Annotated in this window: 20 protein-coding genes; 8 read left to right on the top strand and 12 right to left on the bottom strand. The window is 68.6% G+C overall.

The window, feature by feature from the left end; genetic code table 11:
- Window positions 1–32 precede the first annotated feature (32 nt).
- The 3 genes from corA (at window position 33) to M5C98_RS17530 (ending at window position 4,982) form a co-directional block, all read left to right on the top strand.
- On the top strand, window positions 33–1,004 hold the full coding sequence (gene corA / locus M5C98_RS17540) for a magnesium/cobalt transporter CorA (RefSeq protein ID WP_272548741.1): 972 nt from the start codon (window positions 33–35) through the stop codon (window positions 1,002–1,004).
- Window positions 1,005–1,182: 178 nt separating this feature from the next.
- Window positions 1,183–2,307 carry a TRAP transporter substrate-binding protein gene (locus M5C98_RS17535; RefSeq protein WP_442867194.1) on the top strand — a complete coding sequence of 375 codons (1,125 nt, stop codon included), beginning with the start codon at window positions 1,183–1,185 and terminating at the stop codon, window positions 2,305–2,307.
- Complete coding sequence (locus M5C98_RS17530) at window positions 2,307–4,982, top strand: bifunctional diguanylate cyclase/phosphodiesterase (RefSeq protein WP_272548740.1); 2,676 nt, start codon at window positions 2,307–2,309, stop codon at window positions 4,980–4,982. Before M5C98_RS17535 ends, M5C98_RS17530 begins: the two co-directional genes overlap by 1 nt.
- 125 nt (window positions 4,983–5,107) lie before the next feature.
- Here the strand turns inward: M5C98_RS17530 and M5C98_RS17525 are convergent, their stop codons facing one another.
- Window positions 5,108–6,034, bottom strand: a complete 927-nt coding sequence (locus M5C98_RS17525) for a DMT family transporter (RefSeq protein WP_272548739.1) — start codon at window positions 6,032–6,034, stop codon at window positions 5,108–5,110.
- A gap of 149 nt (window positions 6,035–6,183) precedes the next feature.
- Here M5C98_RS17525 and M5C98_RS17520 point away from each other — a divergent pair, with 149 nt between their 5' ends.
- From M5C98_RS17520 to M5C98_RS17510, 3 genes are all read left to right on the top strand, one after another.
- Window positions 6,184–7,170, top strand: a complete 987-nt coding sequence (locus M5C98_RS17520; RefSeq protein ID WP_272548738.1) for a quinone oxidoreductase family protein — start codon at window positions 6,184–6,186, stop codon at window positions 7,168–7,170.
- Window positions 7,167–7,988, top strand: a complete 822-nt coding sequence (locus M5C98_RS17515; protein WP_272548737.1) for an NUDIX hydrolase — start codon at window positions 7,167–7,169, stop codon at window positions 7,986–7,988. Before M5C98_RS17520 ends, M5C98_RS17515 begins: the two co-directional genes overlap by 4 nt.
- 376 nt (window positions 7,989–8,364) lie before the next feature.
- Window positions 8,365–10,089: a hypothetical protein gene (locus M5C98_RS17510; protein ID WP_272548736.1), complete on the top strand. Its 1,725-nt coding sequence runs from the start codon at window positions 8,365–8,367 to the stop codon at window positions 10,087–10,089.
- A 38-nt stretch (window positions 10,090–10,127) separates the two neighbouring features.
- Here M5C98_RS17510 and M5C98_RS17505 read toward each other — a convergent pair whose 3' ends face one another.
- Window positions 10,128–11,078, bottom strand: coding sequence for a LysR family transcriptional regulator (locus M5C98_RS17505; protein ID WP_272548735.1), 951 nt, complete (start codon window positions 11,076–11,078; stop codon window positions 10,128–10,130).
- Window positions 11,079–11,174: 96 nt separating this feature from the next.
- On the opposite strand from M5C98_RS17505, the gene M5C98_RS17500 reads away from it, so the two are divergent.
- Window positions 11,175–12,245, top strand: coding sequence for a bile acid:sodium symporter family protein (locus M5C98_RS17500; RefSeq protein WP_272548734.1), 1,071 nt, complete (start codon window positions 11,175–11,177; stop codon window positions 12,243–12,245).
- 155 nt (window positions 12,246–12,400) lie between these two features.
- On the opposite strand, the gene M5C98_RS17495 is transcribed toward M5C98_RS17500, so the two are convergent.
- The 4 genes from M5C98_RS17495 to M5C98_RS17480 form a co-directional block, all read right to left on the bottom strand.
- Window positions 12,401–12,556 carry a hypothetical protein gene (locus M5C98_RS17495; protein ID WP_272548733.1) on the bottom strand — a complete coding sequence of 52 codons (156 nt, stop codon included), beginning with the start codon at window positions 12,554–12,556 and terminating at the stop codon, window positions 12,401–12,403.
- An 83-nt stretch (window positions 12,557–12,639) separates the two neighbouring features.
- Window positions 12,640–12,999, bottom strand: coding sequence for an HPF/RaiA family ribosome-associated protein (locus M5C98_RS17490; protein WP_272548732.1), 360 nt, complete (start codon window positions 12,997–12,999; stop codon window positions 12,640–12,642).
- Between the two features lie 240 nt (window positions 13,000–13,239).
- Window positions 13,240–13,632 (bottom strand): arsenate reductase (glutaredoxin), encoded by a 393-nt coding sequence (gene arsC, locus M5C98_RS17485; protein WP_272548731.1) that lies wholly within the window; start codon window positions 13,630–13,632, stop codon window positions 13,240–13,242.
- 73 nt (window positions 13,633–13,705) lie between these two features.
- Complete coding sequence (locus tag M5C98_RS17480) at window positions 13,706–15,376, bottom strand: Na/Pi cotransporter family protein (RefSeq protein WP_272548730.1); 1,671 nt, start codon at window positions 15,374–15,376, stop codon at window positions 13,706–13,708.
- Window positions 15,377–15,643: 267 nt separating this feature from the next.
- Between M5C98_RS17480 and M5C98_RS17475 the strand changes: the two genes are divergently transcribed.
- The gene (locus tag M5C98_RS17475; protein ID WP_272548729.1) at window positions 15,644–16,969 is read left to right on the top strand and encodes a hypothetical protein; all 1,326 of its coding nucleotides are present in this window, start codon (window positions 15,644–15,646) and stop codon (window positions 16,967–16,969) included.
- A gap of 60 nt (window positions 16,970–17,029) precedes the next feature.
- On the opposite strand, the gene M5C98_RS17470 is transcribed toward M5C98_RS17475, so the two are convergent.
- The 6 genes from M5C98_RS17470 to M5C98_RS17440 form a co-directional block, all read right to left on the bottom strand.
- On the bottom strand, window positions 17,030–17,863 hold the full coding sequence (locus tag M5C98_RS17470) for a phosphodiesterase (protein WP_272553321.1): 834 nt from the start codon (window positions 17,861–17,863) through the stop codon (window positions 17,030–17,032).
- Between the two features lie 5 nt (window positions 17,864–17,868).
- Window positions 17,869–18,936, bottom strand: coding sequence for an ABC transporter ATP-binding protein (locus tag M5C98_RS24810; RefSeq protein ID WP_442867193.1), 1,068 nt, complete (start codon window positions 18,934–18,936; stop codon window positions 17,869–17,871).
- On the bottom strand, window positions 18,926–19,723 hold the full coding sequence (locus M5C98_RS17455; RefSeq protein WP_272548728.1) for an ABC transporter permease: 798 nt from the start codon (window positions 19,721–19,723) through the stop codon (window positions 18,926–18,928). Before M5C98_RS17455 ends, M5C98_RS24810 begins: the two co-directional genes overlap by 11 nt.
- A gap of 13 nt (window positions 19,724–19,736) precedes the next feature.
- Complete coding sequence (locus M5C98_RS17450) at window positions 19,737–20,555, bottom strand: ABC transporter permease (RefSeq protein WP_272548727.1); 819 nt, start codon at window positions 20,553–20,555, stop codon at window positions 19,737–19,739.
- Window positions 20,556–20,559: 4 nt separating this feature from the next.
- Complete coding sequence (locus tag M5C98_RS17445) at window positions 20,560–21,573, bottom strand: ABC transporter substrate-binding protein (RefSeq protein ID WP_272548726.1); 1,014 nt, start codon at window positions 21,571–21,573, stop codon at window positions 20,560–20,562.
- Between the two features lie 68 nt (window positions 21,574–21,641).
- Complete coding sequence (locus tag M5C98_RS17440) at window positions 21,642–22,634, bottom strand: LacI family DNA-binding transcriptional regulator (RefSeq protein WP_272548725.1); 993 nt, start codon at window positions 22,632–22,634, stop codon at window positions 21,642–21,644.
- Between the last annotated feature and the right edge of the window lie 80 nt (window positions 22,635–22,714).

Raw genomic sequence — 22,714 nt, 5'->3', positions numbered from 1 at the left:
CAGGCCGTTGCCGCCGACCTGAATTGCCTTCCATGCTGATCAATTGCGTTGCCTACCAAAACGGTGCCAAGCTGGCCGATATCTCGGTTGACCACATCAGCGATTACGTCTCCCTGCCGGGCTGCTTCGTCTGGGTGGCGCTGGCCGATGCCACGCCCCAGGAGCTCCAGGAGATGCAACAGGAGTTCGGCCTGCACGAACTCGCCGTCGAGGACGCCCAGCACGGCCACCAGCGCCCCAAGATCGAGGAATACGGCAACTCGCTTTTTGCCGTTCTGCACCTGATCGAGCCCGACGCGGAGCAGGGCGGCATCAACGTGGGCGAGGTCGATGTCTTCGTGGGCGCCAACTATGTGCTGTCGGTGCGCAACCGCAGCAAGCTCGGCTTCCTGGGCGTGCGCGAGCGCTGCGAACGCCAGCCCGAGCTGCTGCGCACCGGCTCGGGCTTCGTGCTGTATGCCTTGCTGGACGCCGTGGTGGACCGCTACTTTCCGGTGATCGACGCGCTGGAGGTGGAACTGGAGCAGATCGAGCAGCAGATCTTCACCAAGGGCGCGCCGCACAACAACATCCAGCGCCTTTATGAACTCAAGCGCCGCGCCATGGTGCTCAAGCGCGCGGTCGCGCCGCTGATGGAGGGCGTGGGCAAGCTGCACGGCGGGCGCGTGCCCCAGGTGTGCATGGGGTCGCAGGATTATTTCCGGGACGTGCTCGACCACCTGAGCCGCATCAACGGCTCGATCGATGCCATGCGCGACACCATCGGCACGGCCATCCAGGTGAACCTGTCCATGGTGACGATCGAAGAGAACGAGATCACCAAGCGCCTGGCGGCCTGGGCCAGCATCTTCGCGGTCTGCACCGCGTTCGCAGGCATCTGGGGCATGAATTTCGAGGGCATGCCCGAGCTGAAATGGGCCTACGGCTACCCGGCCGCGCTGGTGCTGATCCTGAGCGTGTGCGGGTATCTCTATTACCGCTTCCGGCGGGCGGGCTGGGTCTGAGCGGGGCGGGCGCAAGGCCGGTGCGCAGCGGTGCGCCCCGTGGGCGGTGCGGGTGTTGTTTAAGCGGGGCGTTACTGGGATGCGGCCCCATTGGTCAAATCGCAGCAAGATGGTACAAAAGCCGGGGATGGAGAAATCCCTGGCGGCGACACGGTAAAAAGAACTACGGCGTTCCTTCATGCAACACCATTTCCTGACCCGCGCACTGTGCCGACTGGCATGGGCCTGGCTCTGCTGCGTTCCGCTGGCGGGGCACGCCCAGAGCCCTCCCGCCAGCAACGCCGCAGGGCCGGGGACCGCAGCCGTTCTCGCCCCCGTGCCCGCCCCCTTCATGCTGCGCGTGGTCGGCAGCCTGGGGGCGCTGTCGCAATACACCCAGCGCGAGGCGCCGTTCTGGACGCAAGAGCTGGCCCGGCTGAGCAACGGGCGGTTTTCCTCCACCATCGTGCCGTTCGACCGCGCGGGCGTGCCGGGCATGGAGATGCTGCGGCTGGTCGAGCTGGGCGTGGTGCCCTTCGGCACCGTGCTGATGAGTTCGCTCACGGCGCAGTACCCGCAATACACCGCCCCCGACCTGCCGGGCCTGAGCCCCGACATGGCCAGCCTGCGCACCACGGTGGCGGCCTTCCGCCCCTACCTGCAGAACGCGCTGCGCCAGGAGCGCAACATGGAGCTGCTGGCCATCTACGTCTATCCCGCCCAGGTGGTCTTTTGCAAGAACGCCATGACGGGCCTGGCCGATCTGTCCGGCCGGCGCATCCGCGTGGCCTCGGCCTCGCAGGCGGATTTCATCAGCGCGGTGGGCGGTATCCCGGTGCATACGGGCTTCGGCCAGATGGTGGCCAGCCTCAAGGCCGGCGACAGCGAATGCGCCGTGACCGGCACCATGTCGGGCAACACCATGGGCCTGTACGAGGTCACCCAGTACGTCTATCCCATGCCGCTCACCTGGGGCCTGTCGATCTTCGGAGCCAACCGCGATGTGTGGAACTCGCTGCCCGCCGACCTGCGCACCCTGCTGCAGCGCGAGGTGCCCCGGCTGGAGGCCGCCATCTGGGCCGATGCCGAGCGCGAGACGACCGAGGGCCTGGCCTGCAACACGGGCCGGCCCACCTGCGTGAAGGGCGCCAAGGGTGCCATGGTGGTGGTGCCCGTGTCGGCCGCCGACGATGCGCGCCGCGTCGAGATCCTGCGCACCACCGTGCTGGCGAACTGGCAGCGCCGCTGCGGCCCGGTCTGCGTCGATCTCTGGAACCGCACGGTCGGCCCCGCGCGCGGCATCGCCGCCCCCCGGACCCCGTGATGCCGTCGCTCTCCAGGCGCATCCGGATCGCCGTCGGCGGCGTCGTCGCGATCTTTTTGCTGGCGTTGGCGGGATCGGCCGGTTGGCTCGTGTGGAGCACGCGGCAGTCCGCATTGGCGGAGAGCGAGGCGCAGGTCACGCGCTTCACCACCGGGGCCGAGGCCGCGGTCAACCGGGCGCTGCTCGGCCTGGATGTGCTGCTGGCCAGCACCGCCGACCTGATGGCCTTGCGCCAGCAGATGCACGAATCCGGCGATCCAGGCGCGGTGAGCCAGTTGCTGCGCACCGCCGCGCGCCAGAACCTCATGGTGCGCTACGTGGCGCTGCTGGACGGGCAGCGCAAGGTGGTGGCCTCGTCGGACGCAGCCGGCGCCCGCGTGGGGATGGAGTTGCCCTCGGGCTTTTTCGAAGAGGTCATGGGCCAGCCCGTGCCCACGCTGGCGATCAGCGTGCCGACGGTGAGCTTCGCCAGTTCCGAGCGCGTGCTGTACGTGGCCCGCCACGTGCGCTCGGTGGGCGGCGAACGGCTGGTCGCCGTGGCGCAGGTGCCCACCAGCATGCTGGTGTCGGTGCTCACGCAGGCGGTGGACATCTCGGGGCTGGAGATCACCCTGGAGCGCGGCCAGGGACAGATGCTGCTGGGGTTCTCTGGCCGGGGCGACGCGCGCCACCGGGCGCGGGTGCACCCGCTGAGCGAGGCCGGCGTGGCCATCAGCGACTGGGGCCGTGCCGCCCGCATCACCGGCGTGTCGTCGCTGGTGGTGGCCCGGCCCATCCTGTACCCGGATTTCTGGATATCGGCCAGCCTGCCCGAAGCGGCGGCGCTGTCGTCCTGGCGCAGCGAGCGCACGGCCATTCTGATCGTGGCGGTGTTCTTCGCCGTGACCGTGGCCGCCGCGGGCCTGTTCACCATCGCCTACCTCACGCGCATGAACCGCGCTCGCATGGCGCTGGCCAGTTCCAAGGCCACGCTTGACCAGGCGCTCGGCTCCATGGTGACCGGCTTCGTGCTGCTGGGCCGCGATCTGGAGGTGCTGCAGTGGAACCGCCGCTTCGAAGACATCTTTCCCTGGCTGCGCGGCGTGATGACCGATGGCCTGCCGTTCCGCTCGCTGCTGGAGGCGACGGTGCTGCACCACCTGCCCGAGGCCAGCGCAGGGCAGCGGCGCGAATGGGTCGAGCAGCGCCTGGCGCTCCAGCGCCACCCGGAGGGCACGCACGAGCAGATGCTGCCCAACGGCCACTTCATCCAGATCACCGAGCGCGCCACGCCCGAGGGCGGGCTGATGATTTCCTACCACGACGTGACCGACCTGCGCATGGCCAGCGCCGAGATCGAGAACCTCGCCTTCTACGACCTGCTCACCGGGCTGCCCAACCGGCGCCTGCTGCTGGACCGGCTCAACCAGGCCGCCGCCACGGCCGCACGCTCGCGGGAACTGGGCGCGCTCTTGTTCCTGGACCTGGACCATTTCAAGACCCTCAACGACACGCAGGGCCACGAGGTGGGCGACCTGCTGCTGCAGCAGGTGGCGGTGCGTTTGAAGGACTGCGTGCGCACCACCGACACCGTGGCGCGGCTGGGTGGCGACGAGTTCGTGGTCATGCTGTGCGATCTGGCGCGCGACCCGCAGGAGGCCGCCACGCTGGCGCGGCGCATCGGCGAGAAGATCCTGCTGGCGCTCAGCAAGCCCTACCAGTTGCGGGCGCAGACGCACCACAGCAACTGCAGCATCGGCGCCACCGTGTTCGGCGACTCGCGGCAGTCGGCGGCCGAGTTGCTCAAGCAGGCCGACATCGCCATGTACCAGGTCAAGGCCCGGCGCGGCCACGGCCTGTGCTTTTTCGATCCGCAGATGCAGGTGGTCATCACCCAGCGCGCGCAGCTGGAGGCCGATCTGCAGGTGGCCATCCAGCAGGGCCAGTTCGTGCTGCACTACCAGCCGCAGTTCACGCTGCCCGGCATCATGGTCGGCGTCGAGGCGCTGCTGCGCTGGCAGCACCCCGAGCGCGGCCTGGTGGCCCCCGGCCACTTCATCGCCGTGGCCGAGGAGAGCGAGTTGATCGTGCCCATCGGCATGTGGGTGCTGCGCACGGCCTGCGAGCAACTGGCCCAGTGGCAGCACGACGCGCGCCTGCGCAACGTGCACGTGTCGGTGAACGTGAGCGCGCGGCAGTTCCGCCATCCCGACTTCGTGGCGGGCGTGGTCGAGGTGATCCAGGAGACCGGCATCCGCCCCCACCTGCTGGAGCTGGAACTGACCGAATCGCTGGTGCTGGACAACGTGGAAGACTCGGTCGCCAAGATGCACCTGCTGCGCACCAAGGGCGTGCGGTTTTCGGTGGACGACTTCGGCACGGGCTACTCGTCGCTCGCCTACCTCACGCGGCTGCCGCTGCACCAGCTCAAGATCGACCAGTCGTTCGTGCGCAACCTGGGCGTGCGCCCCACCGACGACGTGATCGTGCAGACCATCATCGGCATGGCGCGCAACCTGGAGCTGCAGGTGATCGCGGAGGGCGTGGAGACCGCCGAGCAAAAGGATTTCCTGGCCCAGCACGGCTGCGACCTGTACCAGGGCTACCTCTTCGCGCGGCCCCTGCCGGTCGCGGAACTGGTGGAGCGCTTTGCCAGCAGCGCCGCGCCGAGCGCGCCCTTGCCGGGGCCGCTCTGAGCCGGGGCTCAATTCATTGCGGCCCGGCCGCGCCCGGCATCGGCCACGGTGCCGATCTTTCTTTTGCTATTTTTTTAATAGCAATGTGCCCTAGTATTGATTGCGGTGGAGGCCTTTTCGGCTCTTCATGCCTTCGGGTCTGCCGAGGCCTTGGCCGTCCGGGACGAAGCGACGATGCCGCCCACGATCAGCAAGAACGCCGCCGCGTGGTAAGGGCGCGGCGTCTCGCCCAGGAACATCGCCGACATCACGGCGGCGAAGAGCGGCGTGAGGTTGATGAAGAACCCAGCCACCGCCGGCCCCGCGCGCTGCACGCCCACGCCCCAGCAGCGGTATGCCAGGATGGCCGGCCCCAGCGCGATGAAGGCCAGCGCCGCGGCCAGCGGCCAGCCCCATTCGATGCGCGTGTGGCCCAGGGCCCATTCGCCGCTGGCGAAGGCGCCCGACCAGGCCAGCCCGAACACCATCTGCGCCATCAGGAACGCCGCCCAGTCCGAGCGCACCGTGGCCGGTTCGTGCGTGCGCGACAGCAGCCAGCTGTAGAACGCCCAGGAGATCGTCGCCAGCACCATGAACAGATCGCCGGGCACCAGGCGCAGCGCGAGCAACTGTCCCCACTCGCCGCGGCTCAGCACCAGCAGCACCCCGGCCATGGACAGCACGGCGCCGATCAACTGCGGGCGCCGCACCGGCGCGCCGAAGCACAGCGCGCCCACGGTCAGCATCCACACCGGCAGGCTGGAGCCCACGAGCGTCACGTTCAGCGGCGTGGAGGTTTGCAGCGCCATGTATTGCAGCGCGTTGTAGCAGCCGATGCCCAGCAGCCCGAGCGCCGCATAGCGCCGCCAGTGCGGCCACAGCGGGCTTTGCGGCCCCAGCACGCGGAACGCCAGCGGCAGCAGCACCAGAAATGCCAGCGCCCAGCGCATGAAGTTGAGCGTGACGGGCGGCACCAGCGTGTGGACCAGCCGGCCCACCACCGCATTGCCGGCCCACAGCAGCGGCGCGGTGGCCAGCAGGGCGATCGTGCCCGGGGTGAGTCGTTGCGTCATGGGCGTGGACTGTAGCGCCTCGCTCCGGCAAGGCGCGGCAAAACATGGCAGGATTCACCCGCTTTCCGTTGCCCGGTAGCCGGCCTGCCCGTTCTCCCGCTTCCCTGTTCTCCCCTTTCCCCCTCTCTCTGTTTGCAGGAGTGTTCCCCATGAGCCTTGCCGTCCAGATCCGCCAGCATGGCGGCCCCGAAGAACTCCATGTCGTCGATGTGGCCGTCGGCGACCCCGGCCCGGGCGAGATCCGCATCCGCCACCATGCCGTGGGCCTGAACTTCATCGACGTGTACCACCGCACCGGCCTGTACGCCCTGCCCATGCCCGCCACCATCGGCATGGAAGGCGCGGGCATCGTCGAAGCCGTGGGCGAGGGCGTCACGCACTTGAAGGCCGGCGACCGCGCGGCCTATGCCAGCAACCCGCCCGGCAGCTACTCCGAAGTGCGCGTGATGCCCGCCAAGACCGTCTGCAAGCTCCCCGACGCCATCGGCTTCGAGACCGGCGCGGCCATGATGCTCAAGGGCCTCACGGCGCAATACCTGCTCAAGAAGACGCTGCCCGCCGAGGGCCTGCAGCCCGGCGACCACGTGCTCTTTCATGCGGCCGCCGGCGGCGTGGGCCTGATCGCCTGCCAGTGGGCCAAGGCCCTGGGCCTGCAGCTCATCGGCACGGCCGGCAGCGACGAAAAATGCCGCCTCGCGCTCGCCAACGGCGCGGCGCACGCCATCAACTACCGCACCGAGGATTTCGCCGCGCGCGTGAAGGACATCACCGGCGGCAAGGGCGTGAAGGTGGTGTATGACTCGGTGGGCAAGGACACCTGGGAGAAGTCGCTCGACTGCCTGCGGCCCTTCGGCCTCATGGCCACCTTCGGCAATGCCTCGGGCCCGGCGCCGGCCTTCGCGCCCGGCGTGCTGGGCGCCAAGGGCTCGCTGTACGTCACGCGGCAGACGCTCTTCACGCACATCGCCACGCGCGAGGCCACCCAGGCCATGGCGGACGACCTGTTCGCCGTGGTGCAAAGCGGCGCGGTCAAGATCCACATCGCGCAGCGCCATGCCCTGCGTGACGTGCAGCAGGCGCACCGCGACCTGGAGGCCCGCAAGACCACGGGCTGCACCATCCTCACCCTCGAATGAGCGGGCTGCCCGTGCCGGGCTGGGTGCCGGCTGCGCGCCGGCAGGCGCAGCAGCCCCCTGCGGCACCGCGCCTGCCGTTCGTGGTGGCGGGTCAGGCCGTGGGCACGGTGGCGCCAGGCGTTCTGGATGAAATCGCCCTCATGCCGGCGTTTTGCTTGCCCTTCTTGCTATTAAAAAAGGAGCATGGCGGTGCGCTTGCCTGGCACCTCGATGCCACCGCCAGCGATGCCACCACCGCCCTGGCCGCGCTGGCGCAGGCCCTGCGCCGCGCCGGGCGCTGCGGGGCCTGGCGCGACGAGCAACTCGCGGTGTGCAACGCGGCGGGCGAGCGCATCGGCACCGTGGAGCGCGGCGCCGTGCGCCCACTGGGCATCGCCACCCAGGCCGTGCACCTGGTCGGCAGCGCACCGGGCGGCCGCCTGTGGGTGCAGCAGCGCGCATTCGACAAGCCCACCCATCCCGGAAAGTGGGACACGCTCATGGGCGGCATGGTCAGCGCTGCTGACACGCTGCACACGGCGCTGGAACGTGAAACCTGGGAAGAAGCGGGCCTGCACGCCGGCGCGCTGCACGGCATGGCGCACCGCGGCCACGTGGACTTCGCCCGGCCCAGCAGCGACGGCGAAGGCGTGGGGTACATGGTCGAGCGCATCGACTGGTTCCACGCCACCATGCCCGAGGGCCTGGTGCCCGAGAACCAGGATGGCGAGGTGGAGCGGTTCGATTTGCTGGAGACGGCTGAAGTGCACGCACGGCTGGAGCGGGGCGAGTTCACGCCGGAGGCGGCGATGGTGCTGGCGGGGTTCTACGGCTGGTAGCGTGCAAGGGCGCCTGAAGGCGCTCGCTTCGGGGCGCTGCACGGCGTTTCGGGCGCTGGCAGATCCTGGCAGGGCGTGCTGGATAAATTGGAAACACGGGTCCAACCCGTTTTCCAAGGAATGCCCATGTTCGGTCTCGGTCACATCGCACGCAAAATCACCGGCGGTTCTTCGTCCTCGGAGCGGCCGGCGAGTCCACCCGCTTCGCCGCCGCGCACGTCGCCCCATCGGCATGCATCCCCCCACGGAATGCCGCCGCCGCGGCAGGCCGGTGCAGGGTTGGCCGGGCAGGCCGCCCTGCCGCGGGCAGGCCGCCCTGCCGCGGGCAGACATCCGGGCGATGGGCATCAGCACGAGCCCGCCGCTGAGCTGGGCCATGGCTTCGCAGCTCTACGATCCGGGCGTGATCGACGCCGAGCGCTTGCGGGTCAATCAGGAAATGATGATGCAGGCACCGCCAGACGGTCACCGTTACCGGCCAAACCGCACCGCCATCGAAGAGACGGTTCAGCGGAACATGGCGGCGCGTGCGGACGCCAACAACCTGCCTCGCGACGAAGTCAGCCGGCGATTGGAGCGCAGCCCTGAACTGCAGGCCGAGCTTGCCCGCCTTTCCCAGAAGCTGGGAGGCCTTGCAAACGGGCGCCTCGCATACCGCCGGGCCGAGCTCGTGCACATCGCCTCTGCCAATCTGGCGCTCCGCGCGCGGAACGAGGCGTCGGCATCGTCAGCCGGGGCCCGGACCGGGCGCACCCCGGGCCGGACTGCGCCAGGACCCTTGGCCCGGCCGCAGATGCAGGGGCGCCCGGAGGGTGTCCGGGCAGAGCCGCGGGCAGACCTGCGTACGGCGATCAGCAGCAGCCCGCCGCTCCAGTGGAGCATGGCGTCGCAACTCTACGATCCCGATGTGATCGCGGCAGAGCGCTTGCGGGTGAGTGACGAAATGATCCTGCAGGCATCGCCTGACGGGAATGCTTTCGTGTTGAACCGCGACGACATCGACGCAGCGGTGCAGCGGAACATGGCGGCGCGTGCTGACGCCAACAACCTGCCGCGCGACGAAGTCGCCCGGCGATTGAACGGCAGTCCCGAACTGCAGGCCGAGGTCGAACGCCTCTTCCAGAAGATGGACGGCCTTCGAAGCGGGCCATTGGCATACCGCCGGGCCGAGCTGGTGCACATCGCCTCCGAAAATCTCGCGGCGCGTGGGCGGCAGCGGACGCAGCAAGCACCGGGGGCATTCCCCGAGCCTCAGCCAGAGAGCACGCCTGCTCCGCTGTATCAGCCCCAGCGCCGGCAGCGGAGCACCAGCCCGCAGACGGCCCGGCCCGGCCCGTCGAGCGACGGGGCTGGGCCTTCGCAGGGCCAGGACGCCAGCCGCCGCCCGGGCAAGGAAGCCGTGCCGCCCGAACCTTCATCAGAGGCTTCTGCGCCACCCGTGGCGGGGGGATGGCGGGGCGCGACGTCCCGCAGGACACGGCCCGCGCCAACGGTGGAGTCCGTTGCCTCCCCGGTGCAGGCGTCCCCTGCCCGTGCGGCCGAACCATCCAGTCCCACAGGCGCCTCCAGTGCAGCGGGGGATGGGCCGAGGCTCACCCGCAGCTCCCAGTTCCAGGGCCGGCGTTTCAATGCGGAGTACGTGGCGGTTCGACCGCAAGGAAGCGCCGAACCGGCGGATGCCGCCGCTGGCTCGGGCCGGCGGGTGCGCTTTGCGGAGTACGCGGTGAGAGAAGGGATCGCTGAGAGGACCGATGGCAGCAAGGGAAAGCCTGCACGGCTCCCCCGGGAATTGCGCGACGCCAGCCTCTCGGAAATCGGTGAGCAGATCCGCAGGAACCAGATCCTGCAAAGCCAGGGCATGCTCCCGCCCGACGACGAAGAGGAAGTCGAAACGTCCGCACCCGCCGGAGCGGACAATGGGCAGGCCGCCGGCCCGTTGACGCTCGAGAGCTTTGGTTTTTCGCTGGACGATGACGAGAATTCAGACGCCATCTCCGACGACCGTGTCGATCAAGACGAAGCCATGGAGATTTCCGACGAGGACCGGTCGACCATTGCGGCGGCGGCAAGCATGTTCGCACCGCCGGGTGTCGGACGCTGACGGAGCGCCGCACGGGTTGGGTTGCTGAGCGCAGCGCATCAACCCCGTGCGTCGCCCTTTGGTTTCGCCATGGTGGCGGCGCCCATCGGTCCCGGGGCCTGCCGCTCCTGCGCGACGGTACGCACGAGGTTCCACGCCGCCTGCGCCACGGGCGCCAGCGCCCGGTTGCGGCGGTGGATGAGCACGATTTCCCGGTCCACGCGCGGGCGAAGAGGCCGCACGGCAACGCCGGGCAGGCCCTCGGGCGGCAGGGCCAGCGTGGGAACCACCGAGATGCCCAGGCCCGCGGCCAGCATGCGAAAGATCGTGGTCGGGTGGCCGACCTCCTGCGCCACGGTGGCGGCCACGCCGTGCGCCGCCAGTGCCTGGTCAATGAGGCGGCGGCTGCCCGAGGCGTGATCGAGCAGCACCAGCGGCTGGCCTTCCAGGTCGGTCCAGCGCACGCTGCGCTTGCGTGCCAGGGGATGCCCCGGCGGGCAGGCCAGGCAAAAGGGCTCGGTCAGGATGGCCTCGCAGGTGAGTGCCTCGCGGTCGCCAGGATCGATCACCACGCCGAAATCCACCTCGCCCGATAAGACGCTTGCCAGCACGTCGTGCTGGATGCGGTCCAGCAGCACGATCTGCAGGCCCGGCATCTCGCGCTGGCAGCGGGCGATGCAGTCGGGCATCAGGTGGGCCGAGAGCGTGGGGCTGCTGGCCACGCGCACCCGGCCCCGCCGTTCGGACGCCATGCCGCGCACGTCGAGCAGCACCGTGTCCAGGTCTTCCAGCACGCGCTCCAGGCGGGCGGCCAGGCTGCGGCCCGCCTCGGTCAGCTCGACCTCGCGCGTGGTGCGGTTGAGCAACTGCAGTCCCAGTTGCGCTTCCAGCTCGGTGATGCAGCGGCTCACGGCGGGTTGCGTGAGGCCGATCTGCTCGCCCGCGCGGCTGAAATGGCGCGTGGCGGCGACCGAGCGAAAGACGTGGAGCTGGCGCAGCGTGACATTCATGATTCGAAATCATAAAACCATCAGATAAATCCATTTCACTTTGCCGGTTCGCCCTGGCTTAATGGCGGCCATTCGATTGCAAAGGCTCCGCTCTTCATGGCCCGCTCCCGTTTTCTTCCCGACAATTTCACCCTGGCGCTGCTGGCGACGGTGGCGCTTGCCAGCCTGTTGCCTGCCTCGGGGCGCGTGGCCCAGGGCTTTGAGCAAGCCACGTTGGCCGCCGTCGCGCTGCTGTTCTTCCTGCACGGCGCCAAACTGTCGCGCCAGGCCATCGTGGCCGGCCTGTCTCACTGGCGCCTGCACCTCGTGGTGGTGGCCTCCACCTTCGTGCTTTTCCCGCTGATCGGCTGGGCGCTGCGGCCGGTGCTGCAGCCGCTGGTCACGCCCGAGCTGTACCTGGGCGTGCTCTTCCTGTGCGTGCTGCCGGCGACCGTGCAGTCGTCCATCGCCTTCACCGCCATGGCACGCGGCAACATGCCTGCCGCCGTGTGCGCGGCCTCGGGCTCGACGCTGCTGGGCATCGTCATCACCCCGCTGCTCGTGGGCTGGCTGCTGCCGGGCGTTCCTGTGGCGCACAGCACGGCGGGCGCTGCGGGCGGCGGCACGCACGACCTGCTGGCCAGCATCGGGCGCATCACGCTGCAATTGTTCGTCCCTTTTCTGTCGGGCCACCTGCTGCGGCCGTGGATCAGCGGCTTCGTGCAGCGCCGCGCCGCGGTGCTCAAGTTCGTGGACCAGGGCTCGATCCTGCTGGTCGTCTATACCGCGTTCAGCGCAGCGGTGATCGAGGGGCTGTGGCGGCAGATTCCGCTGCCGGCGCTGGCCGGCTTGGTGGTGGTGTGCGCGGTGATCCTTGCCATCGCGCTGGCCACGACGACCTGGGTCGGCCGGCGGTTCGGCTTTTCGAAGGAGGACGAGATCACCGTGGTGTTCTGCGGCTCCAAGAAAAGCCTGGCGAGTGGCGTGCCCATGGCCAAGGTGCTGTTCGCCTCGCACGCCGTGGGGGCCATCGTGCTGCCGCTGATGGTGTTCCACCAGATGCAGCTCATGGTGTGCGCCGTGCTTGCACAGCGCTACGCACGCCGTCCCGAGGGGCTCGCCCCCGCGGACCGCATCGCCGCCGGCGCGGCAGCGGCCCGCGTGGCCGAGACCACGCGGGTCCCGTAAAGGAGAGGGCAGGGCAGGGGCCTGACGGAGGGCGCAGGGCCCTGCGTGCATTCATGGACGGCGTGGACCGCCGTTGGCAAGACCGATACCGCTGTTGAAACCGCCGCAGCGTCCAGCGCGTCGGGTGCGCGCCCGATTGGCGGCCGTCCCCGGCCTCATGCGTTTTCTTCGCCGGGGGGCACCTTCAGGCGGTCGTTGCGGACCTCTTTCATCATGGCTTCGCCCTCCGCGTCGGTCTCGTCCACCGGCACGCTGTCTTCCTGGGTGATTTCCGGTTCGTCGTTGTCCGGCGAGTGCTTGGGGGTGTTCATGGTGTCTCCTGGAAAGGGGATGCAGGCGGGGCAGGCCCTGGCCGGCCTGCCCTGCGCCTTCGGCGGGCGCCGACTTCGCTCGATCAAGGCTGCAGCAATTCCGGCTGCGTGCGGATCGAGGTGCGGTCGCGCAGATCCTTGAGCTTGCCGAGGGCGCTGTCCAGCGCGCGCTGCAGCTTGGCTTCGGCGCCTCGGAAGGCTTCATCCACCGAGGGTGCGTTGTGGGTGGCAACGACGGGCGCATGCTGGGGGACCAGCGCTTCGATCACGCAGCGTTTGTCGTCCGCGCCGCCCCGGTCATGGTTGACGTCCGACAGGTGCACTTCGACGCGCCGCACGCCATCGTTGAACCGCGACAGATTCTTGCGAATCTCCGCGTCGGCCCAGCGTTCCAGGCTTTCGCGGTTTTCCATGCCATTGCCCGTGTTGATGTGAATTTCCATGAAATCTCCTGATGCAGATAAGAGGGTTCAGGGTGCCTTCGGCTGTCTCCCCGACCTGTAGGCCGAGGGAGCATGGGGCCGTGCGAAGGGCCCTTTGTCACGTTGCGTGACACCTCGTTCTCTGGGGTGCTGACCCCCGCCTTTGGCCGGCGGGGCGGGCGCGACCCTGATCGTGCAGCGGATGGACTGAACCCACCCATCCTGGTGAGCGCACGGTCGGGCGCCGTGCCTACCGCTTTGCTAGCGGGCGGGCAAAAGATCCGCCACCCGTTCGGCGGGCCGGCACAGGCGCACGCCCCGCGGCGATACCACGATGGGGCGGTTGATGAGCGCAGGGTGGGCGGCCATGGCATCGAGCAGCCGGGTGTCGTCCAGGGCCGGATCGCCGAGGCCCAGCTCAGCATGCAGCGGGTGCTTCTCACGCAGGATCTCGCGCGCCGGTACGCCTGCGCGCGCGACCAGCCATGCCAGCATGTCGCGCGAAGGCGGGGTCTTCAGGTACTCGATCACATGCGGCTTGATGCCGCTCGCACGGATCAGCGCCAGCACGTTGCGCGAGGTGCCGCATTCGGGGTTGTGATAAATGATGACGTCGGGTTCTAGCCGGCTGTCGTGCGGGGCAGGGGAGGTCACAGGCAGGGCTTTCAGCGAATGGTCGTGCTGCGATGGCGCGGCCCTGGGAAGGGGCAGGTGCGTGGGCGACCCGTCATTTTCCGATCGTGGCGTCCTGCGCTGCGCCGGTGGCCGTGCGCAGGCGGTTGGGCGCGAGGGCTCCGGCCGAGTCCAGGATGGGATAGGCGATCGAGCAGATGTGCGAGTTGATGCGCTTGAGCTCGCTGATCAGGTCGATGTGCAGCGAACTGGTTTCCATGCTCTGCAGCGTCTTGTCCGACAGGCGCACCAGGTGGGTGGCGGCGTAGGCGCGCTCCAGGTCGCGAAAGCGTGCCTTTTCTTCGAGCAGCTTCTGTGCATCGCGCACCGTGCCGTTGAGGAACACGCTCATTCCCAGGCGCAGGTTGTTGATCAGGCGCTCGTGCAGTTCCGTGATCTCGGCCATGCCGGCGTCGGAGAACTGGCGGCCCTTCTTGATCTTCTTGTCCTCGATGTCGAGCAGCACGCGCTCGATGATGTCGCCGATCTGCTCCATGTTGATGGTGAAGCTGATGATGTCGGTCCAGCGCCGGCTCTCGTCCTCGCCCAGCGCCTCTCGGGAAATCTTGGTCAGGTAGTACTTGATGGACGAATACAGCTCGTCCACCTCGTCGTCCATCTTGCGCAGGCGCTCGGCCAGTTGAACGTCGTTCTTCTTGATCACATCGAGCACGCCCAGCAGCATGGTCTCCACCACGTCGGCCTGGTGCAGCGCCTCGCGCGCGGCGCAGGAAATGGCCAGCGACGGGGTGGACAGGGCCGAAGGGTCCAGGTGGTGCGGCCGCAGGCTCTGCGCGCCCACGGGCTTGGGCAGCAGCCGGGTCACCCAGGTGGCCACCCACTGCGTGAAGGCGATGAACCCCAGGCTGATGACCACGTTGAAGCCCAGGTGGAACAGCACCACGCCCTGTGCGGTGCCCGGCATGTGGGGCTGCACGTAGCGCAGCCAAAGTCCCACGAACGGGGCCACCAGCGCCACGCCCATCAGCTTGAAGACGAGGTTGCCCACAGTCACCTGACGCACTTCGACGGCCGACTTGGCTGTGGTCAGCACGGCCAGCAGGCCGCTGCCCAGGTTGGCGCCCAGCACCAGGCCCAGGGCCACGTCCAGCGGCACCACATGCGAGGCCGCCATGGCCGAGATGAGCAGCACGATGGCCAGGCTGGAATACGCGATCACGGCCAGCACCGCGCCCATGACGATCTCCATCACGATGTCGCTGTTGAGCGAGCCGAGCATGGCCTTGATGATGGGCGAGGCCAGCATGGGACCGCTGGCCTGCACGACCATGTCGAGCGCGAGCAGCATGAGCCCCAGCCCGATGAGCACGCGCCCCACGCGCCCGGCCGAGCTGGACTGGCGGGTGATGAACAGCACCACGCCGACGAAGATGAACAGGGGAGACAGCCACGACAGGTCGGTGGAGAACAGCACCGACATGAGGGCCGTGCCCACATCGGCCCCGCGCATCACCGCCAGCGCGGCGGGCAGGGTGATGAGCCCCTGGCCCACGAACGACGAGGTCATGAGCGAGGTGGCCGTGCTGGACTGCACCAGCGCCGTCACGCCGATGCCCGACAGCGCTGCCGTGAAGCGGTTGCCCATGCTGCGAGCGAGCATGGTGCGCAGGTTGGCGCCGAACACACGCAGCACGCCCGTGCGCACCAGGTGGGTGCCCCAGACCAGCAGTGCCACGGCGGCCAGCAGATTCAACAGGTGCTTCATGAAAAGGATCGGATGCGTCACCCGGGAGGCGGTGCACAGGGCTCCTGGCCTGCCTGCCTTTCCGGGACTGACAGCATACTCCTGAATCCATAGCAGCCGGCCAGCAACCACGGGCCCGGGCGGGTCGGGCTGGCATGCCGGGTGGACTGGGTGGCACGGGGTAGTCCAGGTTTCGCGTGTCGGGCAAGGGCTTCGGGTTGTGCGGCGCGGCGCGGAAGGCCCGTTCCTACGCTCGGCCCTTCCACATAAGCATTCAAGGGAGAAGCCATGGTCCAGCTCACAGAAATCAAGTCGCCGCCGCGGGTTGCCCGCTCCGTTGCCGACCGCGGAAAGGAAGCCGTCCCGGCGGCAAGGTCGAGTTCCATGCCGCGGACCGGGCTCGGCCTGCAAGGCAGGGCCGGGCATCAACCCACATCCACCGGGGACGGCGGGATGCCGCCGATGCACGGGGGCTCCCACGTGAATCGTCCCCGATCAAACGTGGGCATCCGTATCCAGTCGTCACCGGCCGGCACCGAGGAGGTGTCGAAGGCTTCCGTGGCCACTGTCGCGAAGTCACTGGACACAGCCATGCATCAGCACGATCGGGCGGCCCAGGGGATTCTCAAGATGTTGGGCGAGCCGAAGGGTTATGTCGATGATGCCGAGAAATCGGTGTCGGACAACCTTGCGGCGGTGCAGGCCCAGGTTCGGAATCTGCAAGACATGCTGCGGTTCAGAGACGCTGCGCTCGGTGCGCAGGCAGAACTGCGCAAGCAGATGAACCAGTTGGATGGGCACTCAAATCCGGGCCGCTACGGCCATTGGGCCCAGGCCGCATCGGTGAATCTGGAGGCGGTGTTCCAGGACGCGGAGGCCGCAGTGCGCGACATGCAGGCGCGGCTGGAGGGCGCCCCTGAATCGGAAACGGACTCGGATACCGACGTCTTCATGGACGCGCTGTCGGATTGGGGCTCGGATCTGGAGACCGGCACGGAAACAGAAGCGGCAAAGGAAACGAAGGAGAGCGTGGAGGTCGAAGCCAAGGTGGAGTTGACCGTTGCGCCCGTCCACTCCGAACCGCCGAAAGCGGCTGCCAGCCCCCCTGCCGCTGAAGCGAACGCGCTGACCCAGCCGGCGGCTGGCGCTCCTGCCTCCCCAAAACATGCCGCCAGCACGGTGGCTGCCGAATCAACTGCTGCGCTGGCCCAGCAAGCGGCAGACGAAAAGCGCCATGGAATGGCGCAGGCCTTGTTGTCTCTGCGCACCATGAACATGCGATATCACGTCAGTGGCGTGCTGGAACTCCTCGGAAACGTCCAGGCGATGGGCAGAAAGATCCAAAACCTGGAGCAGGTGCTTGCGGCAAAGGACGAGATGCTGGAAGGCTATGACGATCTGGTGGAGCAACTGGCCGACGAAACGCTGGGTGCCCGGCTGGATCCTCGGCAGCTCAAGCAGTGGCGCGATGCGGCGGCCATGGACCCCGCAGCGAAATTCAATGAACTGGCGGCATCGATCAGCGACATCAAAGCCCGCATGCGAAACGGCGTGGAACATCTGACCATGATCGAGGGCTACTCCAGGGCAGAGATTTTCCCGAGTAGCCGTTGAGCGTGGTCGTGCCGTGAGGCCAACCTCGCGGCACAAGGGGGCTTGGGGTTGGTGGCATTCTCAATCGATGAGTTGCCCCGCCTCGTGAAACGGATATGGCCCGGGATACGTCCCGCTGGCCGCGATGTGGCTGACCAGCCTCCCGCCCTGCGGCAGCGCATGCACCCCGAAGCCGGGCGGCTCCAGCGTCCAGGCCGAGGCGGCGTCGGGTGCCAGGTCCAGGCACACCTGGTGCGCGGGCGATGGCACGGTCGCCGCAAGGGTGCCGCCGAAGCGCACCTGGATGGCGCGGTGCAGGTGGCCGCAGACCACCCGCTCCACGTTGGGGTGCCGCGCCACGATGGCCTCCAGCGCCTGGGCGCCTTCCAGCAGGCCGATAGCGTCCATGTGGCCGATCAGCGTGCGGAAAGGCGGGTGGTGCATGGCGATGACCACTGGCCGGCCGCGTTGTGCCTCCAATTCGCGCTCCAGCCACGCCAGCCGTGCCTCGCACAGGCCGCCTTCGCTGGCGCCGGGCACCACGGTGTCGAGTGCGATGAGCTGCAGCCCGCCCACGGGCACGCTGTATTGCACGAAGCCGTCTTCGCCAAGGTAGGTGTGCCCGGGGAAGCTGGCACGCAGTTGCTCGCGGTCGTCGTGGTTGCCGGGCAGCAGGTAGAGCGGCATGGCCCCGAGCGGCGCCATCAGTTCGCGCAGGTGGCCGTATTCCGCAGGCCGGCCGAAGTCGGTCAGGTCGCCGGTGACCACGACGGCATCCGGGCGCTGCGGCATGCGCAGCACCGTGTCCACGGCCTGGCGCAGGTAGGGAGCGGTGTCCAGCCGGCCATAGGCCAGCCGGCCGCGCTCGCGGATGTGCAGGTCGGAGAGCTGCAGCAGCAAGGTGGTGGTGTTCATGTGGGTCATGCGCTGAGGCTTTCGGTGACGGACAGGAGCCGGTGGGTGGCGATGCGAAAGCCCACCCACTCGCCTTCGCGCGCGGGGTGGTCACGGTGCACATCGGCCAGGAGGGGCGTGTGCCCCGGGACGGCCAGTGTGAGCTGCACGCGGTCGCCCAGGAAACTGCGGCGCGTCACGGCGGCGGCGCCCCAGTCGGGCAGGGCCGGGCCCACCTCGACGTCCTCGGGGCGCACGAGCAGCGCATCGGGTGTATCGGCAGACAGCGCGTTGCCTGCCCACAGCGCCGTGAGGTGCGGCAGCCTTCGCGCTTCGCTGGGCTCGACCCCCGGCACGATGCGGTTCACCCGGCCCAGGAAGGTGGCCACGAACGGGTGGCTGGGCGCTCGGTAGAGCGCCTCGCCCTCGCCCACCTGCACGATGCGGCCGGCGTGCATCACGGCCAGCCGGTCGGCGATGGCCAGAGCCTCCTGCTGGTCATGGGTGACGTGGATGGCGGTGATGTGCAGGCGGCGCAGCAGGTCGGCCAGTTCGTCGCGCAGCGATTCCTTGAGCTTGGCATCCAGCGCGGTGAGGGGCTCGTCCAGCAGCAGCACGCGCGGGCGCGCGGCCACGGCGCGGGCCAGGGCCACCCGCTGGCGCTGGCCGCCGGAGAGCTCGGCCGGGCGCTTTTTCTCCAGGCCGCCCAGGCGCACCAGATCGACGAGTTCGCCCACGGCGCGGCGGCGCTCGCCTTCGGCCACGCCGCGGATCTTGAGGCCATAGCCGATGTTGGCCTCCACCGTCATCTGCGGAAAAAGCGCGTAGTGCTGGAACACCATGCCGACGCCGCGTTGCTCGATCGGCATGCGGGTGACATCGGTGCTTCCGAAAGCGATGCGGCTGCCGGCATCGGGCGCTTCCAGCCCGGCGATCAGGCGCAGCAGCGTGGTCTTGCCGCAGCCCGACGGTCCGAGCAGGGCCATGACTTCGCCGGGCTCCACGGTCAGGTCGGTGGGCTGCAGGCCGCGGGTGCCGTCGGCATAGGTTTTGGCGCACTGGACCACGTCCACGCGCGTGCGTTCAAGTTCCATGGTGTTTCTCGATGAAGGTGCCGATGGCTTGCAGGCCCCACAGCACGGGCAGGATGACGATCAGAAAGACCAGTGTGTAGGCCGAGCCGATCTCGATGCGCATGGAGGCATAGCTGTCGGCCAGGCCCACGGGCAGCGTGCGGGTGAGCGGCGTGTGCAGCATCCAGGTAAGGTTGAACTCGCCCACCGAGAGCGTGAACACCATCAGGCTGCCCGCTACGATGGCCGGCAGCACGGCCGGCACCAGCACGCCCAGAAAGCGCTGCGCGAAGCTGGCGCCCAGCGAGCGCGCGGCCTCTTCGAGAGAGCGCAGTTCGTTCTTCTGGAATGCCGATCCCACGGTGCGCACCATGAAGGGCAGCGTGAAAACCATGTGCCCCACCAGGATGAAGGCGAAGCTCTGCCGAAAGCCTTGCAGCGTGCCGTAGGCGAGGATGAGTGCCAGCGCGCTGGCCAGCCCGGGCACGGCGACGGGCAGGGTGAGCAATTCTTCAAAGAGCCGCGCCCAGCGCGAGCGGCTGCGCGCCAGGGCATAGGCGCAGGGCACGCCCAGCACCAGATTGCCCAGCACGCACAGCAGCGCCAGCACCAGGGACCAGCCCACCGTGCCGCCGTAGTTCTCCCACACCTCGCCCAGCCAGCGCAGCGTGAGGCCGCTTTTCAGGCCCAGGCTGTAGTTGTTGACCAGCCCTGCCATCACCGACAGAGCGATGGGCGCGATCATGAACAGCGCGACCAGTGCGGTCAGCGCCACCAGCAAGGCCGGGGCCTGTCTTGCATTTCGCATGGTTTCGGCCCCTTCAGAAAGCGGTGGTGCCGGACACGCGGCGCGACACCCACAGCGCCAGCCAGGTGATCAGCCCGAGCGTGATCGACAGGCTGGCGGCCAGCGCGAAGTTGGCATAGTTGGTGAACTCGTTGTAGATGGTGATGGGCAGCACCTCGAACTTGGCCGACAGCGTGAACGCCGTGCCGAACGCGCCCATGGCCGTGGCGAACACGATGGCGCCGCAAGCCAGCGTCGTGGCCGCCAGCTCGGGCACCCACACATCGCGGGCCACGCGCCAGCGCGAGGCGCCGAGCGAGCGGGCGGCTTCTTCGAGTTGCGCATCCATGCTGCCGGCCGCCGCCGTGTAGGTGGCGATGGCCCGTGGCAGCGAGAAGTACAGATACGCCAGGAACAGGCCGGTCAGGCCGTAGGCGAACGTGGTGCGGCCCGCGCCCAGCGCCTCCGACAGGTCGGCCACCAGCCCCTGCCGCCCGCCCAGCAGGATCATGAAAAAGCCCACGATCACGCCGGGAAACGACAGCGGCAGCGTGAGCAGCGACAGCAGCAGCGCCCGGCCATGAAAGCGCTGGCGCGCGAGCGTGATGCCCACCAGCGCACCCAGCACCAGCGTGGCCAGCGTGACGGCAAGCGACAGCCCCAGCGTCTGCAGCAGGCTCTGCAGGTAGCGCGCATGGGTCAGCACCGCGAAGTAGGTCGCCCAGCCCTTGGCCGCAGGCAGGGCCAGCAGCAGGGCGACGGGCAGCAGCCAGAACGCGGCGAAGAACGCCACGGCCGGCGCGGCGCACGCCAGCAGCACCGGGCGCGAAGGAGCGGAACCTCCGTGGCCCATGGCGTTACTGCACTTCTTTCAGATAGCGGTCGGAGAACGCCTTTTGCGCAGCGGCCATGCGGCCGTAGTCCACGGTCTTGGCGCGCGCGTAGTCGCTGGCCGGCAGGAAGCGGGCCTGCACTTCCTTGGGCATGGCGCTGGCGCGCACCGGGCGCAGGTAGGCGTTGGCCCAGAGCGCCTGGCCCTCGTCGGACAGCACGAAGTCCAGCACCTTCCTGGCGTCTGCCGCATGCGGGGCATTGGCCACCAGGCTCATCACGTAAGGCACGACCACGGTGCCTTCCGCGGGAATGACGAACTGCACGTTGGCCTGGTCCTTGTACTTGGCGCGGTAGGCGTTGAAGTCGTAGTCCAGCAAGATGGCGATCTCGCCCGACAGCACGCGGGCATAGGCCGTCTGCTTGGGCACGATGGGCTCGTTCTTCTGCAGCGCCTTGAAGTAGTCGATGCCGGGTGCGAAGTTGTCCATGGTGCCGCCGCGGGCCTGGTTGGCCGCCACCGCGCCCACGTAGCCCACGAAGGCCGAGGCCGGGTCAAGGTAGCCGATCAGGCCCTTGTACTCGGGCTTGAGCAGGTCGGCCCACGATTGCGGCACCGGCTTGCCCTTGAGCGCATCGACGTTCACCATGAAGCCGAGCGTGCCCGAGTGGATGGTGAACCAGTGACCCGCCGGGTCCTTGAGGCCTTCCGGAATGTCTTTCCAGCCGGCGGGCTGGTAGGTGCCCACCACGCCGTCTTTCTGCGCCTGGATGGCGAACGTCACGCCGAGGTAGGTCACGTCGGCCACGGGGCTTGCGCGCTCGGCCACCATCTGGGCAAGGGCCTGGCCGGAGTTCTTGTTGTCCGGCGGCACGGTCACGCCCGTGCGGGCCTTGATGGCCTTGAGCTGGCTGCCCCAGTCGGCCCATTCGGGCGGGCAGTTGTAGCAAATGGCGGTTTGCGCCATCGCGGCGGCGCCGCAGGCCAGGCCGAAGGCCAGCACGGTGGTGCGGATCAGGGTTTGCAAGGTGGGTTTCATCGGGGGCTCCAGAAAAGCAGAACGAGGGAAGGGATGGGTTGGGGGACGTCGGTTGCGGGATCCGTCGCTCAGGCACCGGCGCAGGATTCGCCAGCACGCAAGTGATGCGGCAGCGTCAGGCTGTCCCCCGGCGCGAGCGGTGCATTCGCCGCCATGGCCTGGATCAGCAGTTCCACGCTGCAGCGGCCGATGTCGGCATTTGGCTGTGCCACGGTGCTGAGCATGGGCGTGAGGTCCTGCCCCAGCGCGATGCCGTCGAAGCCCACCACGCTGAGATCGCGTGGCACGGCCAGGCCAGCCTGGTGGGCCGCCCGCAGGCAGCGGATCGCAATGAGGTCGTTGGAGCAGACCAGTGCAGTGGGCCGGCCCGCCCCGCGCAGCAGCTGGGCCACTTCCTCCACGGCGGTTTCCACGAACGGGACTTCGACCACGGGCGCCTCTGCCAGCCCCGCGGCCGCCATGCCGCGGCGAAAGCCCCTGCAGCGCTGCTGCGCCCGGTCGGACGCAGCGAGCTGGCCGCTCACCATGGCGATTCGCCGGTGCCCCAGCGCCACCAGTTGCACCACCAGGTCGGCCACGGCGCTTTCGCTGTCCACCGACACGCAAGGGTGGCCGGGATGCCGGTTGTAGGCCAGCACATAAGGCAGCGCAGCCGCAGCCAGGCGCGCGAGCGCAGCCGAGGCTTCGGGCTGCGACACCACGAGGATCATGCCGTCCACATTGCCGGCCAGCAGCAGGTGTACGGCGCGCTCTTCCTGCGCGACCGCGTATTCAGTGGTGAACGGCAGGATGGCATAGCCCCCCAGCGCAGCGGCGCGCGCGATGCCTTCGAGGCATTCCGCAAACACGGGATTGAGCAGCGTGGGCAGCACCACCCCGATGACGCGGCTGCGCTGCGTGCGCAGGGTGCGGGCACTGGCGTTGGGCGCGTAGCCCAGGCGCTCGGCCACGCCGAGCACGAGGTCGCGCGTGGCCGGCATGACCTTGTCCGGCAGGTTGAACGCGCGGGACACGGTGGCGACCGAAACCCCGGCTTCGCGGGCAACGTCCTGGATGGTCATGGGAGTGGGGTGGGGCTGGAAAAGGCCATGTAATCGATTTCATGGCATTGGAGCGGCGCGGCGTGACGGCGTGATGACAG

The sequence above is a fragment of the Acidovorax sp. NCPPB 3576 genome, from assembly GCF_028473605.1.
In the GTDB taxonomy this organism is placed as follows: Bacteria; Pseudomonadota; Gammaproteobacteria; order Burkholderiales; family Burkholderiaceae_C; genus Paracidovorax.
The sequence above is the reverse complement of the archived record's forward strand: the minus strand, read 5'-3'. Positions and strand labels throughout refer to the sequence as shown.

Coding starts and splice junctions, on each gene's coding strand:
- M5C98_RS17510 (WP_272548736.1), top strand. CDS start 8,365: ATGGCTTCGCAGCTCTACGATCCGGGCGTGATCGACGCCGAGCGCTTG.
- M5C98_RS17490 (WP_272548732.1), bottom strand. CDS start 12,999: ATGGAAATTCACATCAACACGGGCAATGGCATGGAAAACCGCGAAAGC.
- M5C98_RS17525 (WP_272548739.1), bottom strand. CDS start 6,034: ATGACGCAACGACTCACCCCGGGCACGATCGCCCTGCTGGCCACCGCG.
- M5C98_RS24810 (WP_442867193.1), bottom strand. CDS start 18,936: ATGGAACTTGAACGCACGCGCGTGGACGTGGTCCAGTGCGCCAAAACC.
- M5C98_RS17535 (WP_442867194.1), top strand. CDS start 1,183: ATGCAACACCATTTCCTGACCCGCGCACTGTGCCGACTGGCATGGGCC.
- M5C98_RS17475 (WP_272548729.1), top strand. CDS start 15,644: ATGGTCCAGCTCACAGAAATCAAGTCGCCGCCGCGGGTTGCCCGCTCC.
- M5C98_RS17530 (WP_272548740.1), top strand. CDS start 2,307: ATGCCGTCGCTCTCCAGGCGCATCCGGATCGCCGTCGGCGGCGTCGTC.
- M5C98_RS17470 (WP_272553321.1), bottom strand. CDS start 17,863: ATGAACACCACCACCTTGCTGCTGCAGCTCTCCGACCTGCACATCCGC.
- M5C98_RS17440 (WP_272548725.1), bottom strand. CDS start 22,634: ATGACCATCCAGGACGTTGCCCGCGAAGCCGGGGTTTCGGTCGCCACC.
- M5C98_RS17495 (WP_272548733.1), bottom strand. CDS start 12,556: ATGAACACCCCCAAGCACTCGCCGGACAACGACGAACCGGAAATCACC.
- M5C98_RS17505 (WP_272548735.1), bottom strand. CDS start 11,078: ATGAATGTCACGCTGCGCCAGCTCCACGTCTTTCGCTCGGTCGCCGCC.
- M5C98_RS17480 (WP_272548730.1), bottom strand. CDS start 15,376: ATGAAGCACCTGTTGAATCTGCTGGCCGCCGTGGCACTGCTGGTCTGG.
- M5C98_RS17445 (WP_272548726.1), bottom strand. CDS start 21,573: ATGAAACCCACCTTGCAAACCCTGATCCGCACCACCGTGCTGGCCTTC.
- M5C98_RS17450 (WP_272548727.1), bottom strand. CDS start 20,555: ATGGGCCACGGAGGTTCCGCTCCTTCGCGCCCGGTGCTGCTGGCGTGC.
- M5C98_RS17455 (WP_272548728.1), bottom strand. CDS start 19,723: ATGCGAAATGCAAGACAGGCCCCGGCCTTGCTGGTGGCGCTGACCGCA.
- corA (WP_272548741.1), top strand. CDS start 33: ATGCTGATCAATTGCGTTGCCTACCAAAACGGTGCCAAGCTGGCCGAT.
- M5C98_RS17515 (WP_272548737.1), top strand. CDS start 7,167: ATGAGCGGGCTGCCCGTGCCGGGCTGGGTGCCGGCTGCGCGCCGGCAG.
- M5C98_RS17500 (WP_272548734.1), top strand. CDS start 11,175: ATGGCCCGCTCCCGTTTTCTTCCCGACAATTTCACCCTGGCGCTGCTG.
- M5C98_RS17520 (WP_272548738.1), top strand. CDS start 6,184: ATGAGCCTTGCCGTCCAGATCCGCCAGCATGGCGGCCCCGAAGAACTC.